The sequence below is a fragment of the Ferranicluibacter rubi genome (genome assembly GCF_011603255.1).
Taxonomy (GTDB): Bacteria; Pseudomonadota; Alphaproteobacteria; order Rhizobiales; family Rhizobiaceae; genus Ferranicluibacter; species Ferranicluibacter rubi.
The window spans coordinates 55,408-77,831 of record NZ_JAANCM010000012.1; the positions used below are offsets into that span (position 1 = coordinate 55,408).

At 64.0% G+C, this 22,424-nt stretch carries 20 protein-coding genes; 17 read left to right on the plus strand and 3 right to left on the minus strand.

What is annotated here, in order from left to right:
* Nucleotides 1–63 precede the first annotated feature (63 nt).
* From G8E10_RS20250 to G8E10_RS20260, 3 genes are read right to left on the minus strand one after another with little or no spacing between them, the layout of a single operon-like run.
* On the minus strand, nucleotides 64–963 hold the full coding sequence (locus tag G8E10_RS20250; protein WP_167130473.1) for an NAD-dependent epimerase/dehydratase family protein: 900 nt from the start codon (nucleotides 961–963) through the stop codon (nucleotides 64–66).
* On the minus strand, nucleotides 963–1,796 hold the full coding sequence (locus tag G8E10_RS20255) for a glycosyltransferase (RefSeq protein WP_167130474.1): 834 nt from the start codon (nucleotides 1,794–1,796) through the stop codon (nucleotides 963–965). The genes G8E10_RS20250 and G8E10_RS20255 overlap by 1 nt, the downstream gene beginning before the upstream one ends.
* On the minus strand, nucleotides 1,793–3,013 hold the full coding sequence (locus tag G8E10_RS20260; RefSeq protein WP_167130475.1) for an NAD-dependent epimerase/dehydratase family protein: 1,221 nt from the start codon (nucleotides 3,011–3,013) through the stop codon (nucleotides 1,793–1,795). Before G8E10_RS20260 ends, G8E10_RS20255 begins: the two co-directional genes overlap by 4 nt.
* A gap of 173 nt (nucleotides 3,014–3,186) precedes the next feature.
* Here G8E10_RS20260 and ybgC point away from each other — a divergent pair, with 173 nt between their 5' ends.
* The 17 genes from ybgC to serA all read left to right on the plus strand — a co-directional run bounded on the left by ybgC (nucleotide 3,187) and on the right by serA (nucleotide 22,354).
* Nucleotides 3,187–3,618, plus strand: coding sequence for a tol-pal system-associated acyl-CoA thioesterase (gene ybgC / locus G8E10_RS20265; protein ID WP_422038677.1), 432 nt, complete (start codon nucleotides 3,187–3,189; stop codon nucleotides 3,616–3,618).
* An 82-nt stretch (nucleotides 3,619–3,700) separates the two neighbouring features.
* Entirely contained in the window at nucleotides 3,701–4,735 is a 1,035-nt protein-coding gene (locus G8E10_RS20270) for a glycosyltransferase family 4 protein (RefSeq protein ID WP_167130476.1), read from the plus strand.
* Between the two features lie 290 nt (nucleotides 4,736–5,025).
* Nucleotides 5,026–5,745 carry a protein TolQ gene (gene tolQ / locus G8E10_RS20275; protein WP_110730015.1) on the plus strand — a complete coding sequence of 240 codons (720 nt, stop codon included), beginning with the start codon at nucleotides 5,026–5,028 and terminating at the stop codon, nucleotides 5,743–5,745.
* Between the two features lie 24 nt (nucleotides 5,746–5,769).
* Nucleotides 5,770–6,231 carry a protein TolR gene (tolR, locus tag G8E10_RS20280; RefSeq protein WP_092930245.1) on the plus strand — a complete coding sequence of 154 codons (462 nt, stop codon included), beginning with the start codon at nucleotides 5,770–5,772 and terminating at the stop codon, nucleotides 6,229–6,231.
* Between the two features lie 9 nt (nucleotides 6,232–6,240).
* Nucleotides 6,241–7,353 (plus strand): cell envelope integrity TolA family protein, encoded by a 1,113-nt coding sequence (locus G8E10_RS20285; protein ID WP_132665068.1) that lies wholly within the window; start codon nucleotides 6,241–6,243, stop codon nucleotides 7,351–7,353.
* 90 nt (nucleotides 7,354–7,443) lie between these two features.
* On the plus strand, nucleotides 7,444–8,748 hold the full coding sequence (tolB, locus tag G8E10_RS20290) for a Tol-Pal system beta propeller repeat protein TolB (protein ID WP_165910725.1): 1,305 nt from the start codon (nucleotides 7,444–7,446) through the stop codon (nucleotides 8,746–8,748).
* Between the two features lie 200 nt (nucleotides 8,749–8,948).
* On the plus strand, nucleotides 8,949–9,482 hold the full coding sequence (pal, locus tag G8E10_RS20295; RefSeq protein ID WP_110800757.1) for a peptidoglycan-associated lipoprotein Pal: 534 nt from the start codon (nucleotides 8,949–8,951) through the stop codon (nucleotides 9,480–9,482).
* A 194-nt stretch (nucleotides 9,483–9,676) separates the two neighbouring features.
* Nucleotides 9,677–10,717 (plus strand): tol-pal system protein YbgF, encoded by a 1,041-nt coding sequence (gene ybgF, locus G8E10_RS20300; RefSeq protein ID WP_167130477.1) that lies wholly within the window; start codon nucleotides 9,677–9,679, stop codon nucleotides 10,715–10,717.
* Entirely contained in the window at nucleotides 10,717–12,105 is a 1,389-nt protein-coding gene (gene tilS, locus G8E10_RS20305) for a tRNA lysidine(34) synthetase TilS (RefSeq protein ID WP_167130478.1), read from the plus strand. Before ybgF ends, tilS begins: the two co-directional genes overlap by 1 nt.
* 106 nt (nucleotides 12,106–12,211) lie before the next feature.
* A complete protein-coding gene (gene ftsH / locus G8E10_RS20310; protein WP_110730021.1) occupies nucleotides 12,212–14,149 on the plus strand; it encodes an ATP-dependent zinc metalloprotease FtsH in 1,938 nt (645 codons plus the stop codon).
* 975 nt (nucleotides 14,150–15,124) lie between these two features.
* Complete coding sequence (gene glmM / locus G8E10_RS20315; protein WP_167130479.1) at nucleotides 15,125–16,477, plus strand: phosphoglucosamine mutase; 1,353 nt, start codon at nucleotides 15,125–15,127, stop codon at nucleotides 16,475–16,477.
* A gap of 182 nt (nucleotides 16,478–16,659) precedes the next feature.
* A complete protein-coding gene (locus G8E10_RS20320; RefSeq protein ID WP_167130480.1) occupies nucleotides 16,660–17,490 on the plus strand; it encodes an outer membrane protein in 831 nt (276 codons plus the stop codon).
* Nucleotides 17,491–17,684: 194 nt separating this feature from the next.
* A complete protein-coding gene (locus G8E10_RS20325; protein ID WP_132448485.1) occupies nucleotides 17,685–18,008 on the plus strand; it encodes a hypothetical protein in 324 nt (107 codons plus the stop codon).
* Nucleotides 18,009–18,122: 114 nt separating this feature from the next.
* Complete coding sequence (locus G8E10_RS20330; protein WP_167130481.1) at nucleotides 18,123–18,908, plus strand: outer membrane protein; 786 nt, start codon at nucleotides 18,123–18,125, stop codon at nucleotides 18,906–18,908.
* Between the two features lie 70 nt (nucleotides 18,909–18,978).
* The gene (locus tag G8E10_RS20335; RefSeq protein WP_132713627.1) at nucleotides 18,979–19,290 is read left to right on the plus strand and encodes a hypothetical protein; all 312 of its coding nucleotides are present in this window, start codon (nucleotides 18,979–18,981) and stop codon (nucleotides 19,288–19,290) included.
* Nucleotides 19,291–19,474: 184 nt separating this feature from the next.
* On the plus strand, nucleotides 19,475–20,653 hold the full coding sequence (locus tag G8E10_RS20340) for a phosphoserine transaminase (protein WP_167130482.1): 1,179 nt from the start codon (nucleotides 19,475–19,477) through the stop codon (nucleotides 20,651–20,653).
* 105 nt (nucleotides 20,654–20,758) lie between these two features.
* Complete coding sequence (gene serA / locus G8E10_RS20345) at nucleotides 20,759–22,354, plus strand: phosphoglycerate dehydrogenase (protein WP_110800748.1); 1,596 nt, start codon at nucleotides 20,759–20,761, stop codon at nucleotides 22,352–22,354.
* The last annotated feature ends 70 nt before the right edge of the window (nucleotides 22,355–22,424 follow it).

Genomic DNA, 22,424 nt, shown 5'->3' on the forward strand with positions numbered 1-22,424 from the left:
GGTGAGCCGTAAGCAGTAAGCCGTAAGCCGTGAGGAGGACTTCGGCAGTCGGCAGTCGGGCTCTTACCGGTCGGACATAAGGCGTTCTGCAAGCGCTGCGATGTCGGCGCGGAAGCGGGCGTTCCTGCCAGGGTGCCAGCCGAGCGAACGCAGGCGGGCCGTGTCCATTCGGCTGAAGAGGCTTTTGTTGAGCGGCTCGGGAAGGGGATGGATGCAGGCCGTGGCCTGCTGGAGTTCCGAGAGGACGTCGTGGTGGCTCGTCAGGAGGTCGGAGGCGTTGAAGGCTCTGTTACCGACGAGGGCTGCATCGGCGGTCAGCAGCAGGAGAACGGCGGCGGCGAGATCGTCGCCATGCACCTCGGTCCCCACCCGATCCTCCATCGGCCGGCCGGCGATGTAATCGCGCGCCAGCATTTCCCACTTGTGCGGCAGGCCGGGGAGCAGGCCGTAGACGCCGGTTGAGCGAAGGATTGCGGTGACGAAGTTATCCGAATGAAGCGCCGCGAGCGCCTGTTCCGCGTCCCATTTGACGATGCCGTAAAGGCTCTCCGGTGCAGGCTCCATATCCTCGCTCAGGAGGACTCCCGCCGGTTGGCGACCGTAGACGGCGCGGCTCGACAGGAAGACGCAGCGCCGGGCGTCGGCCTGCTTCGCGGCCTCGAACAGCCGCAATGAGCCACCGACATTGGCGCGCCGAAAACCATCAGGGTCGTCCCCCTCGCCACCGCGATATCGGCCGGGCACATGCTGAAAGGCAGCGTGGACGAAGGCGTCGCATCCATCGAAGGCGGGGAGGGGCGCGGTGGGGTCCAGCGAGAGGAGCGTGGTCTCGACAGGCTGCGAAAAGGGCAGGGCGGTGGTTACATCTCTGACGCCGGCCACCACTTCATGACCCTGCGCCAGCAAATGCTCCACCACGAACCGCCCGACGATGCCTGTCGCGCCCGAGACCAGTACCCGCATCAGCCGTCTCGTTCATTGGAGGGAGGACCGGCAAGGCTCGCGATATCGGGAACATCGGAGCCGTCGTGGAAGGCATGCCAGAGGTCGATCAGCGGTTTCAGCGCCTCCGCCTTCGGGTGATCCGTCTCCCACGGCTTTTCATACTGGTAGTGCAGCACGCCGATGGAGGACCAGTCCCACAAAGCCGGCAGCGCAAACCAGACATATTGCAGCATGTTCATCGTCACCGGCAGGCCGTGCCAGTCGGGAAAGAAGGCCTGCAGAAAACTCTGGTCGGTGCGGGGCCAGAAGGCGTCCGGCGCATCCAGCCTTTGCAGCATCGCCTGGAACGTCTCGTCGGACGGCTTCGCCACGAAGACGCCGGAGTTCAGCCGGTGGAAATCGGCAAGGCTTTCATAGACGTTCGGTGCAGCCGAGAATTCCGGATAGGCAAAGAGCTTGTCGATGTTCTTCAGTACCAGCGTATCCGCATCGATGAAAATGCAGCGCTCGTACTGCGTCAACTGCCAAAGCCGCAGCTTGCAGAAATTGTCGAGCGGCGAATGGAAAGCGGGCTTGCGCCCTTTGGTGAAGGGCGCTGCAGCATGCACGTTGCGCCGCGCATGCCGTTCGTTGAAGGCGTCGGATAGCGGCAGCAGATCGGTCTCGACCAGCCGCACGCCGAATTCGGCCAGCGGCGCGAGCGCGTCTATCGCAACGGCCGGCGTATGGAGAACCACGATATCGGCCGCCGTGCCGGTGCGGCGGATCGAGCGGCAGAGCGCTTTCGCGCCCATCGCATAATTCGCATTGGTCACCAGCGTGACGAAGGCGTGTTTGCTGCCCCCGCTCATGAAACGGATTTCAGCCGGCGCCCTTCCGGATCGTGGACGATCTTTGCGGCGATGTCTTTCGTCCAGGCGGAAACGGCGGGAACGCGGCTGCGATCGACGCGATAGCTGTATTTCTTCGCCACATCGACGATCTCCGACAGCAAGCCGTCCTTCAGCTTCGTCGGGGAAAGGCCGAGGTCGAGGAACTTGTCGTTCTTCACCACCAGTTCGTTCTCCGGCGCTTCCTTGCGCGGGTTCGGCAGCCAGGCGATTTCGGCGCCGGTCATGTCGCCGATCATCCGGGCGAGGTCACGCACCCGGTGCGTCTCGGTCATCTGGTTGAAGATCTCGACGCGCGATCCCCGCGCCGGTGGGTTCTTCAGCGCCAGCTCGATGCAGCGCACGGAGTCCTGAATGTGGATGAAGGCGCGGGTCTGCCCGCCGGTGCCGTGCACGGTCAGGGGATAGCCGATGGCGGCTTGGATGAGGAAGCGGTTCAGCACGGTGCCGTAGTCGCCGTCATAGTCGAAGCGGTTGACCAGCTGCTCATGGCGGCGGGTCTGTGCGGTGTGGGTGCCCCAGACGATGCCCTGATGCAGGTCGGTGATGCGCAGTGCGTCGTTCTTGGCGTAGAACTGGAACAGCAGCTGATCCAGGCACTTGGTCATATGGTAGATCGAGCCGGGGTTCGCCGGATAAAGAATGTCCTGGCTCACCGTTTCCCCGCTCTCGGTGGTGATGCCGACCGGCAGGTAGCCTTCGGGAATGGCGGCACCGACGGTCGAATAGCCGTAGACGCCCATGGTGCCCAGATGCACCAGATGCGCGTCGAGGTTCAGCTCCACCAGCGCGTTCAGCAGGTTGTGCGTCGCGGACACGTTGTTGTTGACGGTGTAGTTCTTGTGCCGGTCGCTCTTCATCGAGTAGGGCGCGGCGCGCTGTTCGGCGAAGTGGATGACGGCGTCCGGGCGATGCTCGCCCAGCCAATTCTTCAGAAGCTCGTAGTCGCGCCCGAGGTCGATCAGGTTGAAATGGATGCGGCGCCCGGTCTCGGCATGCCAGATGCGCGTGCGCTCCTGGATCGAGTCCATCGGGGTGAGCGATTGCACGCCGAGTTCGGTGTCGATCCATCGGCGGGAGAGATTGTCGAGGATATGGACGTCATGGCCCACTTCCGAAAGGTGCAGGGCCGTCGGCCAGCCGATGAACCCGTCTCCGCCCATCACTGCAATCTTCATGACGTCGCCTCCTGGAGAGAATGTCGGTCGGCGGCACCCGCGTCCCGAACGAATTTTGCGCCTTCACCGCTGTAATTAGAAATCATGACAGTTGTTCAATGCTTGTCGCGATGCGTTCTTTGCGCCACAACGAGCTCGCAAGGATGATGACGGCGGCAAAGAGGCGGCAGGACGTGGATTTCTCGATTGCGGGTCGGCTCGGCGACGACGGGCATCTGCTCCACCAGCGGGTCTATTACGAAGACACGGATTTCTCCGGCCTCGTCTATCACGCCCGCTACCTGCATTTCCTCGAGCGCGGCCGCACGGATTACCTGCGCTGCCTCGGCGTCGAGCAGCGGGCGCTGCTGACGGCCGATGCCGAGGGCCTCGTCTTCGTTGTCCACCGCATGGAGATCGACTTTCGCCTGCCGGCCCGCATGGACGATATCCTCGACATCCGCACCGTGACGGAAAAAGCCGGCGGCGCGAAGATGGTGCTGCAACAGCAGATCCTCAGCAGCGATCGCCTGCTGATCGCCGCGAAGGTCATCATCGCCGTCATCAATGCCGCCGGGCGTCCGCGACGCCTGCCGGAAGCGCTGGCCGCGAAATTCCTGGGCTGAGGCAACCCATCCTCGCGGGCGTGCAGCCTGCTAACCGAAGTTTCATTCCCGGATGCTACAGCAAGGGCGATAGGGGATGTCCATGAAGATTGCCGTCAACGCCCGGGTCACGAAATTCGCCATGGGTGGCCAGCAGCGGGTTGCCGCCGAGATCGCCACGCGGCTGGGGCCGATGACGGAAATCGTGCCGGATCGCCCGCTCGGCGGCATGAAGGCGCATGCCTGGGAGCAATTCGTGCTGCCGGTTCGCGCCCGTGGCTATCTCCTCTGGTCGCCCTCGGCCACCGGGCCCGTCGCCATGGGAAACCAGGTCGTCACCCTCCACGACGTCGCCTTTCTGGATGTGCCCGAATTCTTCTCCCGGTCGTTCACGGCTTTCTACAAGGCGCTGCTGCCGGTGCTGGTGAAGCGCGTGGCGCGGGTCGTCACGGTGTCGGAGTTCTCGCGCCAGCGGATCGCGGCCACGCTTCCGATCGATGAAAGCCGGATCGACGTCATCCCGAACGGCGTCAGCCGCCATTTCCGCCCCTACCAGCCGCACGAAATCGCGGCCACCCGAGCAGCCCTCGACCTGCCCGAACGATACCTGCTGCTGCAGGCGACCGCCGACCGGCGCAAGAATCTGGCAGCCACGTTGCGCGCCTGGGCCATCGCGCAGCGTGCGCTTGATCCGGATATCGCGCTCGTCGTCTCCGGCAATCTCGGGCGCGCGCATGTCTTCGGCGATGTCGCGGCCCTTCCCGACGTGCCGCGCACGAAGTTGATCGGCTATGTCGACGAGGCGCATATGGGGCCGCTGATGGCGGGTGCGCAGGCATTTCTGTTTCCCTCGCTCTACGAGGGTTTCGGCCTGCCGATCGTCGAGGCCATGGCCTGCAACACGCCGGTGCTGACGGCGTCGGCAACGGCCACGGGCGAAATCGCCGGCAACGCGGCCATGCTGGTCGATGCCACGTCCGACGCCGCGATCGCGGACGGCATCGTGGCGCTGATGCGTGACGAGGCTCTGCGGACGCGGCTCGCGGCAGACGGCCTCCTGCGCGCCCGCGATTTCTCCTGGGACAGCGCCACTGACCAATACCGCACGCTCTTCCGCTCGCTGGGTGCGGATATCTGACGGTCTTGCCGGACACGCGACCGCGCTTTCACGCGGGTTGCAAGCGGCAGACGCTCGCGTGGTAACACTCCCTTAACCATAATGATGTCTTATCGAGCCACGGGATTTTGTGCAGTGCACGTCATCCTTTGACCAAGATTACGCGGGAAAGGTTTGCCCGAAGCTTGGATTGCACGTGTGCGATCGGCGGCGGGCTGCCGGGGCGAACTTGATAACAATGACGTTTGAGCGACCTGGCGTCGAGCATGTGATGGCTCTTGCCGGGCGTCCGGATTCGGGGATTTGATAGCATGGAACAGGCTGGATTGGCCGCTGTGACCACGGACGTGACGTTGTGGTCTCTTTTCATGGAGGCCGGTTTCGTCGTGAAGCTGGTCATGCTCGGGCTCATGGCCGCATCGGTCTGGACCTGGGCCATCGTGGTCGACAAGACCATTCGCTATGCCCGTATCCGTCGCCAACTCGATAGTTTCGAGCAGGTGTTCTGGTCGGGCCAGTCGCTGGAAGAGCTCTACCGCACCCTGTCCGACCGCCAGACCTCCGGCATGGGCGCGATCTTCGTGTCGGCCATGCGCGAGTGGAAGAAGAGCTTCGAACGCGGCGCACGGTCGCCGATCGGCCTGCAGATGCGCATCGACCGCGCCATGGACGTGACGCTGTCGCGCGAATCCGAAGCGCTGGAAGCCCGGCTCGGCTCGCTCGCCACCATCGGTTCGGCCGGTCCGTTCGTCGGCCTCTTCGGTACGGTCATCGGCATCATGACCTCGTTCCAGGCCATCGCCGGTTCGAAATCCACCAATCTCGCGGTCGTGGCGCCGGGTATCGCTGAAGCGCTGCTCGCCACCGCCATCGGCCTGCTTGCCGCTATTCCCGCGGTTATCGCCTACAACAAGTTCACGGCGGATGCGGGCAAGATCAATTCCCGCATGGAAGGCTTTGCCGACGAGTTCTCCGCGATCCTGTCGCGCCAGATCGACGAAAAGCTGCAGCCGCGCCAGGCGGCGCAATAAAGAACACTGACGGAGACCTCGACGATGGGTATGGCAGTGGGCGGATCCAAGGGCTCGGGCGGCAGACGCGGCGGGCGTGGTCGCGGACGCGGCGGCAAGGCCGTGATGAGCGAAATCAACGTGACGCCCTTCGTGGACGTCATGCTGGTGCTGCTCATCATCTTCATGGTGGCCGCACCGATGATGACCGTCGGCGTGCCGATCGATCTGCCGGAAACGCAGGCCAAGGCGCTGAATTCCGATACGCAGCCGATCACGATCTCGGTCAATCCGGCCGGCGAGATCTTCCTGCAGGAAAGCCCGATCACCATCGAGGAGGTCGTGCCGAAGCTCGAGGCCATCGCCAAGACCGGCTACGAAGAGCGCATCTACGTGCGCGGCGACACCAATGCCGACTACGGAACGGTCATGAAGGTCATGGCGCGCATTTCGTCTGCCGGCTTCAAGAACCTGGGTCTCGTGACCCTTCAGGAAACGGACAAGTGAGCCTTTGACATGAAGGGCAGCATCGCAACCTCCGCTGTGCTTCACGGACTGGTGCTCACCTGGGCGCTGGTTTCGCTCGGCAGTCCGAAGCCTCTCGAGGTTGCGGCCGTCGAATCCGTTCCCGTTGAAATCATCAGCGAGATGAGCCAGATCCAGCAGGGCGACCTCAAGGCGCCCATGGCGGAGAAATCCGCGCCCAAGCCCTCCGAAAAGCCGCAGACGCTGCCCGAGGCCGAGAATGTCGGCGATAACGACGTCGATATGAAGACGCCGCCGAAGCCGGTTTCCAAGCCGATCGAGAATCAGGCCTCCGCCGCACCGCCGAAGTCGGAGGACGCACCGCCATCGCCCGATCCGGTGAAGGAAGAGGTCAAGCCGTCCGAAAAGCCGCCCGCCGAACCCGCAACCGAGGTCGCCGCCCTGCCGGCGCCCAAGGAAGAGGTGAAGCCGGACCCCAAGCCCGATCCGAAGCCGGAGCCGGAAGCGAAGGCCGAGCCGACGCCGGAACCGACCCCGACGCCCGCCGAGCCGACGCCGGCTGAGGCCCCGGATGCCGCGGCCTTGCCGCAGAACGTGCCGGCCCCGACCGCGCGCCCGAAGGTCGAGGAGACCGCCGCCGCGCAGACCGCCAAGACGCCCGATCGCAAGACGGATGCGGCGCCCAAGGAGCAGAAGAAGACGTCGTCCCAGAAGGAAAGCGACTTCAATGCCGACGAGGTGGCAGCCCTCCTCAACAAGACGGAATCCTCCGGCGGCGGCGCCAAGCGCTCGCAGGACAAGGCGGCGCTGGGCGGCAAGAAGACGACGACCGGCAATACGCTGTCCCTGAGCGAGATGGACGCATTGAAGGGCATGATCCAGAAGAACTGGTCGATCATTCCCGGCATGGCGGATCTTCAGGGCATGGTGATCACGGTCACAATCCAGCTCGATCCGCAGGGCGAGATCGTCGGCCAGCCCGAGGTCGAAGCGACGGGGGGCACGCCGACCTCGCAGCGCGCGATGATCGGCAGCGCCACGCGCGCCGTGCGCCGCTCCGCACCCTTCAAGCTGCCTGCCGAGAAGTACGATTCCTGGCAGGAAGTCGTCATCCACTTCGATCCGTCGGACATGCTGCTGTGACCGCCGGCTCTATCATCGAAATCACTCCGGCCATCGCTTCGTGGGATGGCCGTCACCATACCGAATGGACTGCTGAGAGGCTCCGTAACCATGCTTAGACGCACCTTTTTCCGGCTCTTCGTCGCGCTGACGGGTCTGGTCGCTGCTGCGACCGTGCCTGCGCATGCGCGCGTCGAGATCAACATCAACCGGGGCAATGTCGAGCCGCTGCCGATCGCCATCACCGACTTCCTGCAAGGGGAGATGGGGCAGAAGATCTCGGACGTCGTGGCCGCCGACCTCAAGCGGTCGGGCCTGTTCGCGCCGGTCGACCGCAAGGCCTTCATCGAGAAGATCACCAACCCGGACGCGGCGCCGCGCTTTGAAGACTGGCGCGTCTTGAACGTGCAGGCGCTCGTCACCGGCCGCGTCACGCAGGAGGCCGATGGCCGCCTGAAGGCGCAGTTCCGCCTGTGGGATGCCACGGCGCAGAACCAGATCACCGGCCAGCAGTATTTCACGCAGCCGGAAAACTGGCGCCGTCTCGCCCACATCATCGCGGACGCGATCTACAAGGAAATCACCGGCGAGGAGGGCTATTTCGATACCCGCGTCGTCTATGTCGCCGAAAGCGGCCCGAAGACGGCCCGCAAGCGCCAGCTCGCCATCATGGATCAGGATGGCGCCAATGCGCGCGCCATCACCAATTCCAACGATATCGTGCTGACGCCGCGCTTCTCGCCGAGCCGCCAGGAAATCACCTATATGTCGTTCGAGGGCCAGGAGCCGCGGGTCTACCTGCTGCAGCTGGAAACCGGACAGCGCGAGGTGGTGGGCAACTTCCCCGGCATGACCTTTGCGCCGCGCTTCTCGCCGGATGGCCAGCGCGTCATCATGAGCCTTCAGCAGGAGGGCAACGCCAATATCTACACGATGGACCTGCGCTCGCGCACCACGACGCGCCTGACCTCGACGCCGGCCATCGACACCTCGCCGTCCTATGCGCCGGACGGCGCGCGCATCGTGTTCGAAAGCGACCGCGGCGGCCGCCAGCAGCTTTACGTCATGGGCGCCGACGGTTCCGGCCAGACACGCATCTCGTTCGGCGACGGTTCCTATTCCACACCGGTCTGGTCGCCGCGCGGCGACCTCATCGCCTTCACCAAGCAGTCGGGCGGCAAGTTCTCGATCGGCGTGATGAAGCCGGACGGTTCGGGCGAGCGCATCCTTACATCGGGCTTCCACAATGAAGGCCCGACCTGGGCGCCCAACGGCCGTGTGCTGATGTTCTTCCGCCAGGAGAGCGGTGCCGGCGGTCCGCAGCTCTATTCCATCGACCTCACGGGCTATAACGAGCAGCGCGTTGCCACCCAGGGCTTCGCGTCCGACCCGGCCTGGTCGCCGCTCCTGGAGTAGCCAGACCTCGCGATTGCGGCGGGAATCGTGGTAAAATGCCGCTTTCTCGCCGCAAAGTGCTGATTACGACCGCTCGATGGTCGCGCGTTGAGAGAGTTTTAACCATCTCCGGTGTATGAAGATTAACCGCTTCCGGTTACAGTTCGGCAACCCTGATATTTGTTACCCCCCGACCTTTGCTTACCCAAGGAGACCGGCTCATGAGCCGCATTCACGTCCCGGCCACAGGCCGCCTTCAGTCCCTCGCGCGCAATCCCGTCGCGATCGCCCTGTTCATGTCGCTGGCCCTCGCAGGCTGCGCTTCCAAGAAGAACAACATGCCGAACGATGCCGCCGGCCTCGGCCTCGGCGCCGGTTCCGCAACGCCGGGCTCGCAGCAGGACTTCACGGTCAATGTCGGCGACCGGATCTTCTTCGACACGGATAGCTCGTCCATCCGCGCCGACGCGCAGGCAACGCTGTCGCGCCAGGCACAGTGGCTTGCCAAGTACCCGAACTACCAGATCACGGTCGAAGGCCATGCCGACGAACGCGGCACGCGCGAATACAACCTGGCGCTTGGCGCCCGCCGCGCTGCGGCTGCCAAGGAGTTCCTCTCCGGCCAGGGCGTTCCGGCCGGCCGCATGCGCACCATCTCCTACGGCAAGGAAAAGCCGGTCGCCGTCTGCGACGACATTTCCTGCTGGTCGCAGAACCGCCGCTCGGTCACCGTTCTCGGCGGCGGCAACATGTAAGTCTCGATCCTGACGAAGGTTTCGAAAGGGGGAAGGCGGTCTGCAAGGGCCGCCTTTCTTTTTCGTCACACTTTGACCGAACTCCGTTGCTTTTTGCAGGCAATTGGAAAACTGTGCGGCGGTTGCAGTGCGGTAGAGGCGGGACTCCTTCGCTTCGGCCTGCGACATGATCGGTATCGAACGGGACACATGACATGAAGAACATTGTCGTGGCAGCCATGATCGGTCTTGGCGCCTTCGGGTCGCTGAGCCAGCCCGTGACTGCCATGCCGCTTTCCGGCTGGCTGGACAAGACGTTCCACCGCAACGGAACGAAGCCTGTCGAACAGGCGCCGCTGCTCAAGGTGCAGGCCAGCGAGGCCGGGCGCATCGGGCAGCTCGAAGAAACGATCCGCTCCCTCAACGGGCGTATCGAAGAGATGAGCTTCCAGCTCCTGCAGATGCAGGAACAGATCCGGAAGTTCCAGGAAGACAACGAGCTGCGCTTCCAGGACATCGAAGGTGCCAAGCCTGCGGCTCCGCGCAAGAGCGGGGCGCTCGAAACGCCGCGCACCTCCGGCGAGGCCATGGCGACCACCGGTCGCACGGCACCGCCTGCAACCGTTACCGATCCCGGCGCAAGCACGGGATCGGAGACGGCCTCCGGCGTGCCCGGTGCTGCTCCCGGCGGTTTGCCGACGACGCTCGGCCAGATCATCCTCGACGATGCCGGCAACCCGATCGGTGCCAATGCCGACAACCTACCCGATCCCAGCACCGATCTGGGCGCCGTCGCCTCGACCGATCCCGGCACGCGCGCCGCACCGGGCCTGAATGCCACGCCCGAGACCGAGCAGCAGACGGCCAGCCTCGACAATCCCGGCGATCTCTACCAGTCGGCCTATGGCCATGTGCTCTCCGGCGACTACAGCCAGGCGGAAAACGAGTTCCGCGGCTATCTCGAAGCCTTCCCCAAGGGCGAGAAGGCGGCCGATGCCAGCTTCTGGATGGGTGAGGCCCAGTATTCTCAAGGGAAATTCAACGACAGCGCCAAGACCTTTCTGAATGCGCATCAGGCCTATTCCAAGTCGCCCAAGGCGCCGGAAATGCTCTTGAAGCTCGGCATGTCGCTGGCCGCTCTCGACAACAAGGAAACCGCCTGCGCGACCCTCCGCGAAGTCGGAAAACGCTATCCCAAGGCCTCCCCCGCGGTGAAGGCCAAGGTCACGTCCGAGCAGGGCCGCCTTTCCTGCTGATGCAGCCGCTATTGCCGGCCCGGCCAAGCCCCGACCGTGCGGCCACCGCGCCGCGTGCCGCCGCCCACGCCTTCCTCTCTCGCCTGCGCCATCCGTCCACCGTGCTCGTCGCTATCTCCGGCGGCAGCGATTCGGTCGGCCTCCTGCTCGCCCTCCATCACGCCGTGAAGACCTCCGGCGCGCCCCACCGCCTCGTCGCCTGCACCGTCGATCACGCCCTGCGATCCGGTTCGGCTGCAGAGGCCGAGGCGGTCTCCCGGCGCTGCGCCGCGCTCGGCATTCCCCACACGGTCGCCCGCTGGTCGCATTCCGGCATCGCCTCCGGCCTCCAGGCGGAAGCCCGTCTTGCACGCTACCGGCTCCTCAGCGCGGCGGCGCGCGATTTTCAGGCCGACCTCGTTGTCACCGGACATTCCCGCGACGATCAGGCCGAGACCATCGCCATGCGCGCCGCCCGCAGCCCCCAGACGTTAGACGCAGGCGAACCGCCCGCCATCGGTCTCGCCGGCATGGCGGATGCCGTCCTTTTCGATCGAACCCTCTGGATCTGCCGCCCCTTCCTCAACGTTCGCCGACAGGCCATCCGCGATGACCTCACATCTCTTGGGGAGAGGTGGATCGACGATCCGAGCAATGACGATCCCCGTTTCGAGCGCGTCCGCTTCCGGCAGGCCGGTCCTGTTGTCGTGGGGCAGGGGACCGAAAATATCCTCCAGGACGCGATTTCCCACCGCCTGAAGGCAGACACGGCGATATCGAAGCTTCTCGCCGATCACGTTCGCGTTCACGCCGCCATCGCGGCCGAGATCGCTCTTGCCGACCTCGATGTGACCGACACTCACTGGCAGCGGCTGCTTGCCGTGCTCGCCGCCACCCTTGCCGGAAAGCCGCACCCGATCGGGCAGGACACCGCCGCCCGCCTCTTTGCGACCCTGCAGACAAATATGGCGGGTGCAACCACTGCCGGCGGCTGCGTTTTCGAGCGACGCGGCGGGCGGCTGTTCGTCTATCGCGAGCGCCGCAATCTCCCGCCGCCGGTCACCGTCGAACCGGGACAGACGCTGATCTGGGATGGCCGCTTTGCGATCGACAACCACGGCGCGGCTGCGATCACGCTCATGGCGGGTGCGGATCGAGCACTTGTCCACAGGCTCACGGAAGGCGGCCTTCCCACGGGCGTTGCCGGGCGCATCGCGCAGGCGTCTCCCGGCATGCTCTTGCCCGACGGCGCAACCGCCGATCCCACGGCCTTTTCGCTGGCGCCCGTCATCGCGCCCTACGACACCTTTTTGCCGCGTTTCGACCTGATGATCGCGCAAAGCATCGCCGCGCTTTTCAACCGCGCACCGTTTCCGACATGTCCGGTTGACGATATCTCGACGAAATGATCGGGCAAAGGGCGGTTTGCCTTGGCAAGGCCTGTCGCGAACCCTATGTTAGCGAAGAAATATGGGCCCCGGTCGCGGGGCGCCAGCACCGGTTCCGGGGAATTCGATGAACCCTAATTTTCGTAATCTTGCCCTCTGGGCCATTATCGCTCTCTTGCTGATTGCGCTTTTCAGCATGTTTCAGCAGCCGTCGGAGCGTAGCGCCTCGCGGGAAGTTCCGTTTTCGCAGTTCCTGAAGGATGTCGATGGCAGCCGCGTCAAGGACGTTGTCATCACCGGCAACAAGGTGCTCGGCACCTTCAACGAGAGTGGCGCGACGTTCCAGACCTATGCTCCCTCCGTGGATACGGCGCTCACCGAACGGCTCGAAGCCAAGAACGTGACAGTCACCGTTCGTCCGGAAACGGACGGCTCCAACGGTTTCCTGAGCTTCATCGGCACGCTGCTCCCCATGCTGCTGATCCTCGGCGTCTGGCTGTTCTTCATGCGCCAGATGCAGGGTGGGTCGCGTGGTGCCATGGGCTTCGGCAAGTCCAAGGCAAAGCTTCTCACCGAAGCGCATGGCCGCATCACGTTCGACGACGTTGCCGGCGTGGATGAAGCCAAGCAGGATCTGGAAGAAATCGTCGAGTTCCTGCGCGATCCGCAGAAGTTTCAGCGCCTCGGCGGTCGTATCCCGCGCGGCGTGCTGCTGGTCGGTCCTCCCGGTACCGGTAAGACGCTGCTCGCCCGCTCGGTTGCCGGCGAAGCCAACGTTCCCTTCTTCACGATTTCCGGTTCGGACTTCGTCGAAATGTTCGTCGGCGTTGGCGCCAGCCGCGTGCGCGACATGTTCGAGCAGGCCAAGAAGAACGCGCCCTGCATCATCTTCATCGACGAAATCGATGCGGTCGGCCGTCATCGCGGCGCCGGTCTCGGCGGCGGCAATGACGAACGCGAGCAGACGCTGAACCAGCTTCTGGTCGAGATGGATGGTTTCGAGGCGAACGAGGGTGTCATCCTCATCGCCGCGACCAACCGTCCCGACGTTCTCGACCCCGCCTTGCTGCGTCCGGGCCGTTTCGACCGTCAGGTCGTCGTGCCCAATCCCGACATCAACGGCCGCGAGCGCATTCTCAAGGTTCACGTTCGCAACGTGCCGCTGGCACCGAATGTCGATCTGAAGATTCTCGCCCGCGGTACGCCCGGTTTCTCCGGTGCCGATCTGATGAACCTCGTCAACGAATCCGCCCTTATGGCCGCCCGCCGCAACAAGCGCGTCGTCACCATGGCCGAGTTCGAAGACGCCAAGGACAAGATCATGATGGGTGCGGAACGCCGCAACTCCGCCATGACCGAGTCCGAAAAGAAGCTGACGGCCTATCACGAAGCCGGACATGCCATCGTCGCGTTGAAGGTCCCCGCAGCCGATCCGCTGCACAAGGCAACCATCATTCCGCGCGGTCGTGCGCTCGGCATGGTCATGCAGCTTCCCGAAGGCGACCGCTATTCGATGAGCTACAAGTGGATGGTCTCGCGCCTCGCCATCATGATGGGCGGCCGCGTTGCCGAGGAAATCACCTTCGGCAAGGAGAACATCACCTCGGGCGCATCGTCGGATATCGAGCAGGCCACCAAGCTTGCCCGCGCCATGGTCACGCAGTGGGGCTTTTCCGACCAGCTCGGCCAGGTTTCCTACGGCGAAAACCAGCAGGAAGTCTTCCTCGGTCACTCCGTCTCGCAGTCGAAGAACGTGTCGGAAGCCACCGCACAGAAGATCGACAACGAGGTTCGCCGCCTGATCGACGAAGCCTATGACGAAGCCCGCCGGATCATCACGGACATGAATTCGGAGTTCGTGGCCGTGGCCGAAGGCCTGCTGGAATATGAAACGCTGACCGGCGAAGAGATCAAGGCGCTGATGCGTGGCGACAAGCCCGCCCGCGACCTCGGCGACGATTCGCCCCCCCATCGCGGTCCCGCCGTCCCCTCGGCCGGCGCCAAGAAGGACGGCACGACGCCCAAGGGCGAAGCGGAAGGCGGCCTCGAGCCGCAGCCGCAATAAGCCGATTACGCTTTGCAAAACATCGAAACCCTTCGGCTCACGCCGGAGGGTTTTTTCGTTCCCCTTCGTCATGCTCGGGCTTGTCCCGAGCATCTGCAACGGTCTGATTTCCTTGAGCTCAGCAGATCCTCGGCACAAGGCCGAGGATGACGTCGCGCGAAAAGAGAGCCTTCAGGGCAGTTTGAACCCTTCGGCCGACGCTGGAGGTTTTTTGTTTTCAGAATTATTTTCATCCCATCTTTTCCCCGCCCGCTTTTCCTCCATCATACTTCCCTCGTCCCGTTATCGGATGCACCGGAAGGCGTTCCGGCGAGGCGGGGCCGGTGCCGACGTCAAGGATTCTACGCACGTCCTTGGCTGCGGGCTCGTGAAAGGGCTGTCCGTCGTGGACCTCGAAAGGGTCTCGGCGTGGCGATGTCATAGAAGAGGCGGCGACCGTTGAAACCGCGGTCGTCCTGTGAAACCTGGCAAGGCGGCGGCAAGCCGCGTCGTGACTGCCGGACGCGCCATCGGGTCGAGCCGATGGAATCTTCTTCGAGAACAGCCGGGCTGCGGGAAAAACCACCGAACGAGGCGCTGGAAGATGTCATCTTCCACTGAACTACCAACGCGGCAGCTTCCAGCGCCTCGTCCGAACTGCCCTCCTCTCCACGGCGCTTTCGCGCGCGTGGTTATCGGCGCGTTGGGTCTCGATATCGGTAAGCTTTACGAAGGTAACGGCGTGTAATCATTTCTGATGGCCGTGAGGATGCCGTTTTCCGCCTGTCTGTGGCAGAAGGTGCCGAGAGCGCCAGGGAGACCGGCGGCGTTCCGGCCTTGGCGCTGCCCTCGTCCGCGAGGTGGTTGCGCCGGGACACGAGCATTTCCCGGCAGAGCGTCTTCGCGTCGCCTTCGGACGATGCGGCAATACAAATGAGAGACAGCCGTCCGGGTGAACCCGACTTCCCGGAAACGGCTCTGGACGATGGAGCGATCATGAAGCGCAGATATTTCGGCACCGACGGCATTCGCGGGCAGGCCAACATTTTCCCGATGACGCCGGATCTCGCCATGCGGGTCGGCATCGCCGTCGGCACCATCTTTCGCCGTGGCGCGCACCGTCACCGGGTCGTCATCGGCAAGGATACCCGCCTGTCGGGCTATATGCTGGAAAACGCCTTGGTCGCCGGCTTCACCGCGGCCGGTGTCGATGCTTTCGTCCTCGGCCCCATTCCCACGCCCGCCGTCGCCATGCTGACACGGTCGCTGCGCGCGGATATCGGCGTGATGATCTCCGCCTCGCACAATCCGTTCGAAGACAACGGCATCAAGCTTTTCGGCCCCGACGGCTACAAGCTCTCCGACGATATCGAGAGCCAGATCGAGGAACTGCTCGATCAGGACCTGTCGATGCAGCTCGCGCGCAGCAACGAGATCGGCCGCGCCAAGCGCATCGACGGCGTGCATGACCGCTATATCGAGCATGCCAAGCGCACGCTGCCGCGCGATGTGACGCTGAAGGGCCTGCGCATCGCCATCGATTGCGCCAATGGCGCCGCCTACAAGGTCGCGCCGGCCGCCCTCTGGGAGCTCGGCGCCGACGTGGTGTCGATCGGCACGGAGCCGAACGGCACGAATATCAATCTGGATTGCGGCTCCACCAGCCCGGCGGCCCTGTCGAAGAAGGTGCATGAAGTCCGCGCCGATATCGGCATTGCGCTGGATGGCGATGCGGACCGCGTGCTGATCGTGGACGAGAAGGGTACGATCATCGACGGCGACCAGCTGATGGCCGTGATTGCCGACAGCTGGGCGGCGGAAGGCACCTTGCGCGGCGGCGGCATCGTCGCCACTGTCATGTCCAATCTCGGGCTTGAGCGTTACCTGCAGAGCCGCAAGCTGTCGCTCCAGCGCACCAAGGTCGGCGACCGCTATGTCGTCGAGCACATGCGCGAAAACGGCTTCAACATCGGCGGCGAGCAGTCGGGCCATATCGTGCTCTCGGATTTCGGCACGACGGGCGACGGCCTGGTCGCCGCGCTTCAGGTGCTCTCCAGCGTCAAGCGGCTGGGCAAGCCCGTCAGCGAGGTCTGCCACAAGTTCACGCCCGTACCGCAGGTCCTGAAGAACGTGCGCATTTCAGCAGGCAAGCCGCTCGAGGACAATGCCGTCCGTCAGGCGATCGCCGATGCCGAGGCCGCACTGTCGAAGAACGGTCGCCTCCTCATCCGCCCCTCCGGCACCGAGCCGCTGATCCGCGTGATGGCGGAAGGCGACGATCGCGGCCAGGTCGAGCGGATCGTCGACGAACTCGTCTCCGTCATCGGCTCCGTCCGCCACGCGGCGTAGGTTTCTCTAGGATTGACGGTTGAATGAAGAAACCCGGCCTCGCGCCGGGTTTTTTCTTTCGAAATACGGTGAATTTTCTTGGTTAAACGAGCCTTAACCAATCTCCTCCATGATGCTTTCCAATAGGACGGTCGGGCTGCACGACGAAGGTGGGCTGACACAACATTTTAATGGAGTGAGCCATGAAGACTATCGTGATCGGCGTTGTGGCAGCTATGCTGACCGGCAGCGCCGCCTTCGCCGCCGACGTGTACCAGCCCCCGCTCGAACCCGTTGTCGAAGCCGCCCCCGTCGAGGTTGGCGCTGCCAGCGGCTGGTATCTGCGCGGTGACGTCGGCTACGCCTTCACCAAGCTGCGTGGCGCGAAATTCTATCAGGGCTCCAATTCCTACGAGCGCGATTTCGACAGCTACGATCTCGACGATACCTGGACCGGCGGCGTCGGCGTGGGTTACCAGGTCACCAATTACCTGCGCACGGACGTGACGCTCGACTATCTCGGCAAGACCGACTTCGAGGGCTCGACCACGGGCGGCTGCGGCGTCGCAGACTTCTGCACCTCGCGCGACATCTCCTCGATGACCGCCTGGAGCCTGATGGCCAACGCCTATGTCGATATCGGCACCTACGGCATCTTCACCCCCTATGTCGGAGCCGGCATCGGCGGCACGCAGGTGCGCTGGGACAAGCTGAAGAACACCAGCTGCGAAACGGGCAACCCCGACAATTGCGACGGCGAGTTCGAGCATAGCGGTAAGCGCAAGTGGCGCTTCACCTACGGCCTCATGGCAGGCACGGCCATCGACCTCACCTGCAACCTGCAGGCCGACGTCGGCTATCGCTTCCGCCAGATCGTCGGCGGCGACATGTTCGGCTACAAGGAAAGCGGTGGCCCCGGTCGCGACAAGGGCATCAACATCCACGAAGCCCGCGCCGGCCTGCGCTACAATTTCGGCGGCTGCGAACAGGCCTATGTCCCGGAATACCCGGTCGAACAGCCGGTCTACAAATAAGCCATTCCGTCTTGCCAATTTGAGAAAGCCGCCCCGCAAGGGCGGCTTTCGTGCGTTTTTGACACGGTTCGATGGTGCCTTGGTGAGGCGGCGTTAACCAGCATGGCGGGCGTAGCCGGGGGTTGCTTGTTCCCACCGCGTCGCGGGTTAGGGTCGAACCGGATGATTCGATGAAAAATTGACGGGACGCGACGATGGACAGACACTTCTGGCGGATCACCGGCCATGCCGGCATGGACCAGATCTTCGAGCGCATCGTGCCCGTGGACAGCCTGTCGGACGCCGCCGTTCGCCTGCTTCTCCAGTGCCTGCTCGCCCGCGAGGTGGATATCAACCAGTTGATCGACGGTTTCGGCCTGGCCGACACGCAAGGCGCCGGCCCGCTCGATGTGCGCATGGAGCCCGGTCCGCCGCTGCAGTACCGGCTGGCCGGCGCCGATGTCGTCTTCGAGGCGAGCGTCATGACGGAACGCCCGCCGCAGTTCCGCTCGTCCTACGGCTCCGGCCTTGCCGCCTGAGCGGGTGGCTCCGTTAACGCGCCATTAACCATACCGGCCCAAAGGTTAACGCCTGTATATCGGTCGCCTGCGTGATTCGCCGGCCGGCCGCGACACCGGGCAATCGAGGGCTCCATGACGCGTCTTTCAAACTTGGCCACAGCACGGGCGACCAAGGCATCATCGGCAGCAACGTGCCTCGCCGGCCTGGCCTGTGCGGTCCTGAGCGCGGTTGTCGGCCTGCAGGCCGCGCAGGCCGAAGACGCGCTGCTCTCGGCACCGGAAGTCACCATCGCCACGGACACCGTCTCGACCGGCCTCTATCTGCGCGGCGATCTTGGCTATACTGCGTTTCGCAACGACGGTGCGCCCGACCTTTCGGTGGGCGGTGCCCGCCGAGGCTTCGATGACGATCGTTTCGACCGTCCCGTTTCCGGCACGCTTGGGCTCGGCTACCGGCTGACCGACATCCTGCGCGCAGACGTCACCGCCGACCTCTTCAATGGCCGCTTCGAAGGCACGCAGGAAACGGCAGGCGTCGCCACCCGCTACCGGGCCGACCTGCGCGGCGTCGGCCTCATGGCCAATGGCTATGTCGATCTCGCAACCATCGCGGGCTTCACGCCCTATCTCGGCGCCGGCGTCGGCGCGACCTATGTGGATTGGCAGGACGTCACCGCCCGCACAGAAGCGGGCCCGGTTGCCGGTGGCGCTTACGCGGGCGATGACAGCTGGCGCTTTACCTATGCCCTCATGGCCGGCGCCTCCTACGATCTCACGGAGCGGCTGAAGCTCGATATCAGCTACCGCTATTCCGACATCGCCAATGGCGACATGTTCGCCCGCTCGCGCGAGAAAGCCCGCGACGACGGCCTCTCCCGCCACGAAATCCGCGCCGGCCTGCGTTTCTCACTCTACTAGCCTTCCGCAGGCGGGCGAGAGGAACCTTGTCGCGGTCCGCAGGTTCAGGCTCCAGCAAAAGGAGCCCGCCATGACCGACATCGGAAACCCCATCCCCCGCGGCACGATCGACACCGACGCCCCCCTCGTCGATGAAGCGCTCGCCGCAAAAGAAGACCAGTCCTCCAGCGATGCCGCCGATACGGTGGCCGCCCTCAAGGCGGAAATCGAGACGCTCCGAACGCGCATCGCCGAGCATCGCTCGGATGCCGCGGCAAAGGTTCGTTCCACCGTCCGCGACCGCCCGCTCGTCAGCCTGACCGCAGCCCTGCTCGCCGGTTACGGCATCGCTCTCGCCCTTCACGGCAGCCGCTCGGCCAGCACCGGACACGGCTGGCGATAGGGTCCGCGCCGGGCACTTTGCCTGGCCTCCGACCAGACCTGAAAACGTCCTGCACTGTGCTCATAACGACGGGCCGCGTCTGGAACGTGGAATTTTTCCTTGCGTTCCATGAGCAGTTTCTGTAATCACGGCGGCAGGACACGCCTCCCTAACGAGGTGCTTTCTATCTGGAAGGATAGCCACCATGAATACGACTGCGACACCGGATCTGCGTCCGGCAAACACCCATTTTTCGTCTGGACCTTGCTCCAAGCGCCCCGGTTGGTCGCTGGACGCTCTCTCCGATGCACCGCTCGGCCGGTCGCATCGCGCCAAGGTCGGCAAAGCCAAGCTCAAGCAAGCCATCGATCTGACCCGTGAGGTCCTGAACGTGCCGGCGGACTACCGCATCGGCATCGTGCCCGCGTCTGACACCGGCGCTGTGGAAATGGCGATGTGGTCGCTGCTCGGCGAGCGCGGCGTGGATATGGTCGCCTGGGAAAGCTTTGGTTCCGGCTGGGTGTCCGACGTTGTGAAGGAGCTGAAGCTCTCCGACGCCCGCAAGATCACCGCCGACTACGGCAAGCTGCCGGATCTCTCCACGATCGATTTCAACCGTGACGTCGTCTTCACCTGGAACGGCACCACGTCGGGCGTTCGCGTCCCCAACGCCGATTTCATTCCCGCCGACCGTCAGGGCCTGACGATCTGCGATGCGACCTCCGGCGCTTTCGCGCAGGACCTCGATTTCTCCAAGCTCGATGTCGTCACGTTCTCCTGGCAGAAGGTGCTGGGCGGCGAGGGCGGCCATGGCGTGCTCATCCTGTCCCCACGCGCCGTTGCGCGGCTGGAAAGCTACACCCCGGCCTGGCCGCTGCCGAAGATCTTCCGCATGACCAAGGGTGGCAAGATCGTCGAGGGCATCTTCCAGGGCGAAACGATCAACACGCCCTCCATGCTCTGCGTCGAGGACTATATCGATGCGCTACAGTGGGCAAAGTCGCTCGGTGGTCTCAACGCGCTGATGGCGCGGGCGGATGCCAATGCGCAGGTCATCTTCGATTACGTCGAGAAGACCGACTGGATCGCTAACCTCGCAGAGGTCGCGGACACCCGCTCGAACACGTCGGTCTGCCTCAAGATCGTCGATCCCGAGGTCACGGCGCTTGCGCCCGACCAGCAGGACGCCTTTGCCAAGGGCATGGTCGCACTGCTCGAAAAGCAGGGCGTCGCCCATGATATCGGCGCCTACCGCGATGCCCCGTCGGGCTTCCGCATCTGGGCCGGGGCGACCATCGACACGGCTGATCTCGAGGCGCTCATGCCCTGGTTCGACTGGGCGTTCGCGACCCAGAAGGCCACGCAGCTCAAGGCCGCCGCCTAGACCGGACAAGCGTCGGGACCGCGCCTCGTCGCGCGGTCTCCGCCACGTTCCTACGCGCATCACATCCCGTTCCTTTCAAGACGTTCTCACCAGTGGAGGCCTCTCATGGCACCTCGCGTTCTCGTATCCGACGAACTGTCGGAAACCGCCGTCCAGATCTTTCGCGATCGCGGCGTCGATGTCGATTTCCAGCCGCAGCTCGGCAAGGACAAGGACAAGCTTGCCGAAATCATCGGCAATTATGACGGTCTCGCCATCCGCTCCGCCACCAAGGCGACGGAAAAGCTGATTGCGGCTGCGACCAACCTGAAGGTCATCGGCCGCGCCGGTATCGGCGTCGACAATGTCGATATCCCCGCCGCCTCGCGCCGCGGTATCATCGTCATGAACACGCCGTTCGGCAACTCCATCACCACGGCCGAACACGCCATCGCGCTGATGTTCGCCGTCGCCCGCCAGCTGCCTGCCGCCGACACCTCGACGCAGGCCGGCAAGTGGGAAAAGTCCAAGTTCATGGGCGTCGAAATCACCGGCAAGACGCTCGGCGTCATCGGCGCCGGCAATATCGGCTCCATCGTCATCTCCCGCGCCATCGGCCTGAAGATGCACGTCATCGCCTACGACCCCTTCCTGTCGAAGGAACGCGCCGAGGAAATGGGCGTCACCAAGGTCGAGCTCGACGAGCTGCTGGCAAAGGCGGACTTCATCACCCTGCACGTGCCGATGACCGATAAGACACGCGGCATCCTGAATGCCGAAGCGATCGCCAAGACCAAGCCCGGCGTGCGGATCATCAACTGCGCCCGTGGCGGTCTCGTGGACGAGGCAGCGCTTGCCGCAGCCATCAAGTCCGGCCATGTCGCCGGCGCCGGCTTCGACGTGTTCGAGACAGAGCCCGCCAAGGAAAGCCCGCTGTTCGGCCTGCCGAACGTCGTCTGCACCCCGCATCTCGGTGCCGCCACCACGGAAGCGCAGGAAAACGTCGCGCTTCAGGTCGCCGAGCAGATGTCGGATTATCTGGTCAAGGGTGCCGTTTCCAACGCGATCAACATGCCGTCGATCACGGCCGAGGAAGCCCCGATCCTCAAGCCGGTCATCCGTCTGGCCGAAGTGCTCGGCGCCTTCGTCGGTCAGGTTACGGAAAGCGCGATCAAGGAAATCGAAATTCTCTATGACGGCTCGACGGCCGCCATGAACACCAAGGCCCTGACGAGTGCCGCCCTTGCCGGCCTCATCCGCAGCCAGGTTTCGGATGTCAACATGGTCTCCGCGCCGATCATGATCAAGGAAAAGGGCGTCATCCTCTCCGAGGTCAAGCGCGACAAGACCGGCGTGTTCGACGGCTACATCAAGCTGACGGTGACGACGGAAACCCAGACGCGTTCGGTCGCAGGCACGGTGTTCTCGGATGGCAAGCCGCGCTTTATCCAGATCAAGGACATCAATCTGGATGCCGACGTCGGCAGCCACATGGTCTACATCACCAACACCGACGTTCCCGGCATGATCGGTTTCATCGGCAAGACCTTCGGCGACGCCGGCGTTAACATCGCCAACTTCCAGCTCGGCCGCAAGGATGCGGGCTCGGATGCCATCGCGCTGCTCTATGTCGACGGCCCCGTGCCGGATAGCCTGCTGGAAACGCTGACCGCCAACCCGGCCATCCGCCAGGCGAAGCCCCTGGTCTTCAACGTCGAATAAGCCGGCAGCAACCAGCTCAAGATCATAAAAAACGCGCCGGATCCCCAGGGTTCGGCGCGTTTTTCATTGT

What these genes read in the sequence shown, in the direction of transcription:
- tolQ (WP_110730015.1), top strand. Translation starts at nt 5,026, where the DNA reads ATGGAACAGGCTGGATTGGCCGCTGTGACCACGGACGTGACGTTGTGG.
- G8E10_RS20320 (WP_167130480.1), top strand. Translation starts at nt 16,660, where the DNA reads ATGAAGACTATCGTGATCGGCGTTGTGGCAGCTATGCTGACCGGCAGC.
- tolB (WP_165910725.1), top strand. Translation starts at nt 7,444, where the DNA reads ATGCTTAGACGCACCTTTTTCCGGCTCTTCGTCGCGCTGACGGGTCTG.
- G8E10_RS20325 (WP_132448485.1), top strand. Translation starts at nt 17,685, where the DNA reads ATGGACAGACACTTCTGGCGGATCACCGGCCATGCCGGCATGGACCAG.
- tilS (WP_167130478.1), top strand. Translation starts at nt 10,717, where the DNA reads ATGCAGCCGCTATTGCCGGCCCGGCCAAGCCCCGACCGTGCGGCCACC.
- G8E10_RS20260 (WP_167130475.1), bottom strand. Translation starts at nt 3,013, where the DNA reads ATGAAGATTGCAGTGATGGGCGGAGACGGGTTCATCGGCTGGCCGACG.
- G8E10_RS20255 (WP_167130474.1), bottom strand. Translation starts at nt 1,796, where the DNA reads ATGAGCGGGGGCAGCAAACACGCCTTCGTCACGCTGGTGACCAATGCG.
- G8E10_RS20250 (WP_167130473.1), bottom strand. Translation starts at nt 963, where the DNA reads ATGCGGGTACTGGTCTCGGGCGCGACAGGCATCGTCGGGCGGTTCGTG.
- pal (WP_110800757.1), top strand. Translation starts at nt 8,949, where the DNA reads ATGAGCCGCATTCACGTCCCGGCCACAGGCCGCCTTCAGTCCCTCGCG.
- G8E10_RS20330 (WP_167130481.1), top strand. Translation starts at nt 18,123, where the DNA reads ATGACGCGTCTTTCAAACTTGGCCACAGCACGGGCGACCAAGGCATCA.
- ftsH (WP_110730021.1), top strand. Translation starts at nt 12,212, where the DNA reads ATGAACCCTAATTTTCGTAATCTTGCCCTCTGGGCCATTATCGCTCTC.
- G8E10_RS20335 (WP_132713627.1), top strand. Translation starts at nt 18,979, where the DNA reads ATGACCGACATCGGAAACCCCATCCCCCGCGGCACGATCGACACCGAC.
- G8E10_RS20270 (WP_167130476.1), top strand. Translation starts at nt 3,701, where the DNA reads ATGAAGATTGCCGTCAACGCCCGGGTCACGAAATTCGCCATGGGTGGC.
- ybgF (WP_167130477.1), top strand. Translation starts at nt 9,677, where the DNA reads ATGAAGAACATTGTCGTGGCAGCCATGATCGGTCTTGGCGCCTTCGGG.
- glmM (WP_167130479.1), top strand. Translation starts at nt 15,125, where the DNA reads ATGAAGCGCAGATATTTCGGCACCGACGGCATTCGCGGGCAGGCCAAC.
- serA (WP_110800748.1), top strand. Translation starts at nt 20,759, where the DNA reads ATGGCACCTCGCGTTCTCGTATCCGACGAACTGTCGGAAACCGCCGTC.
- tolR (WP_092930245.1), top strand. Translation starts at nt 5,770, where the DNA reads ATGGGTATGGCAGTGGGCGGATCCAAGGGCTCGGGCGGCAGACGCGGC.
- G8E10_RS20285 (WP_132665068.1), top strand. Translation starts at nt 6,241, where the DNA reads ATGAAGGGCAGCATCGCAACCTCCGCTGTGCTTCACGGACTGGTGCTC.
- G8E10_RS20340 (WP_167130482.1), top strand. Translation starts at nt 19,475, where the DNA reads ATGAATACGACTGCGACACCGGATCTGCGTCCGGCAAACACCCATTTT.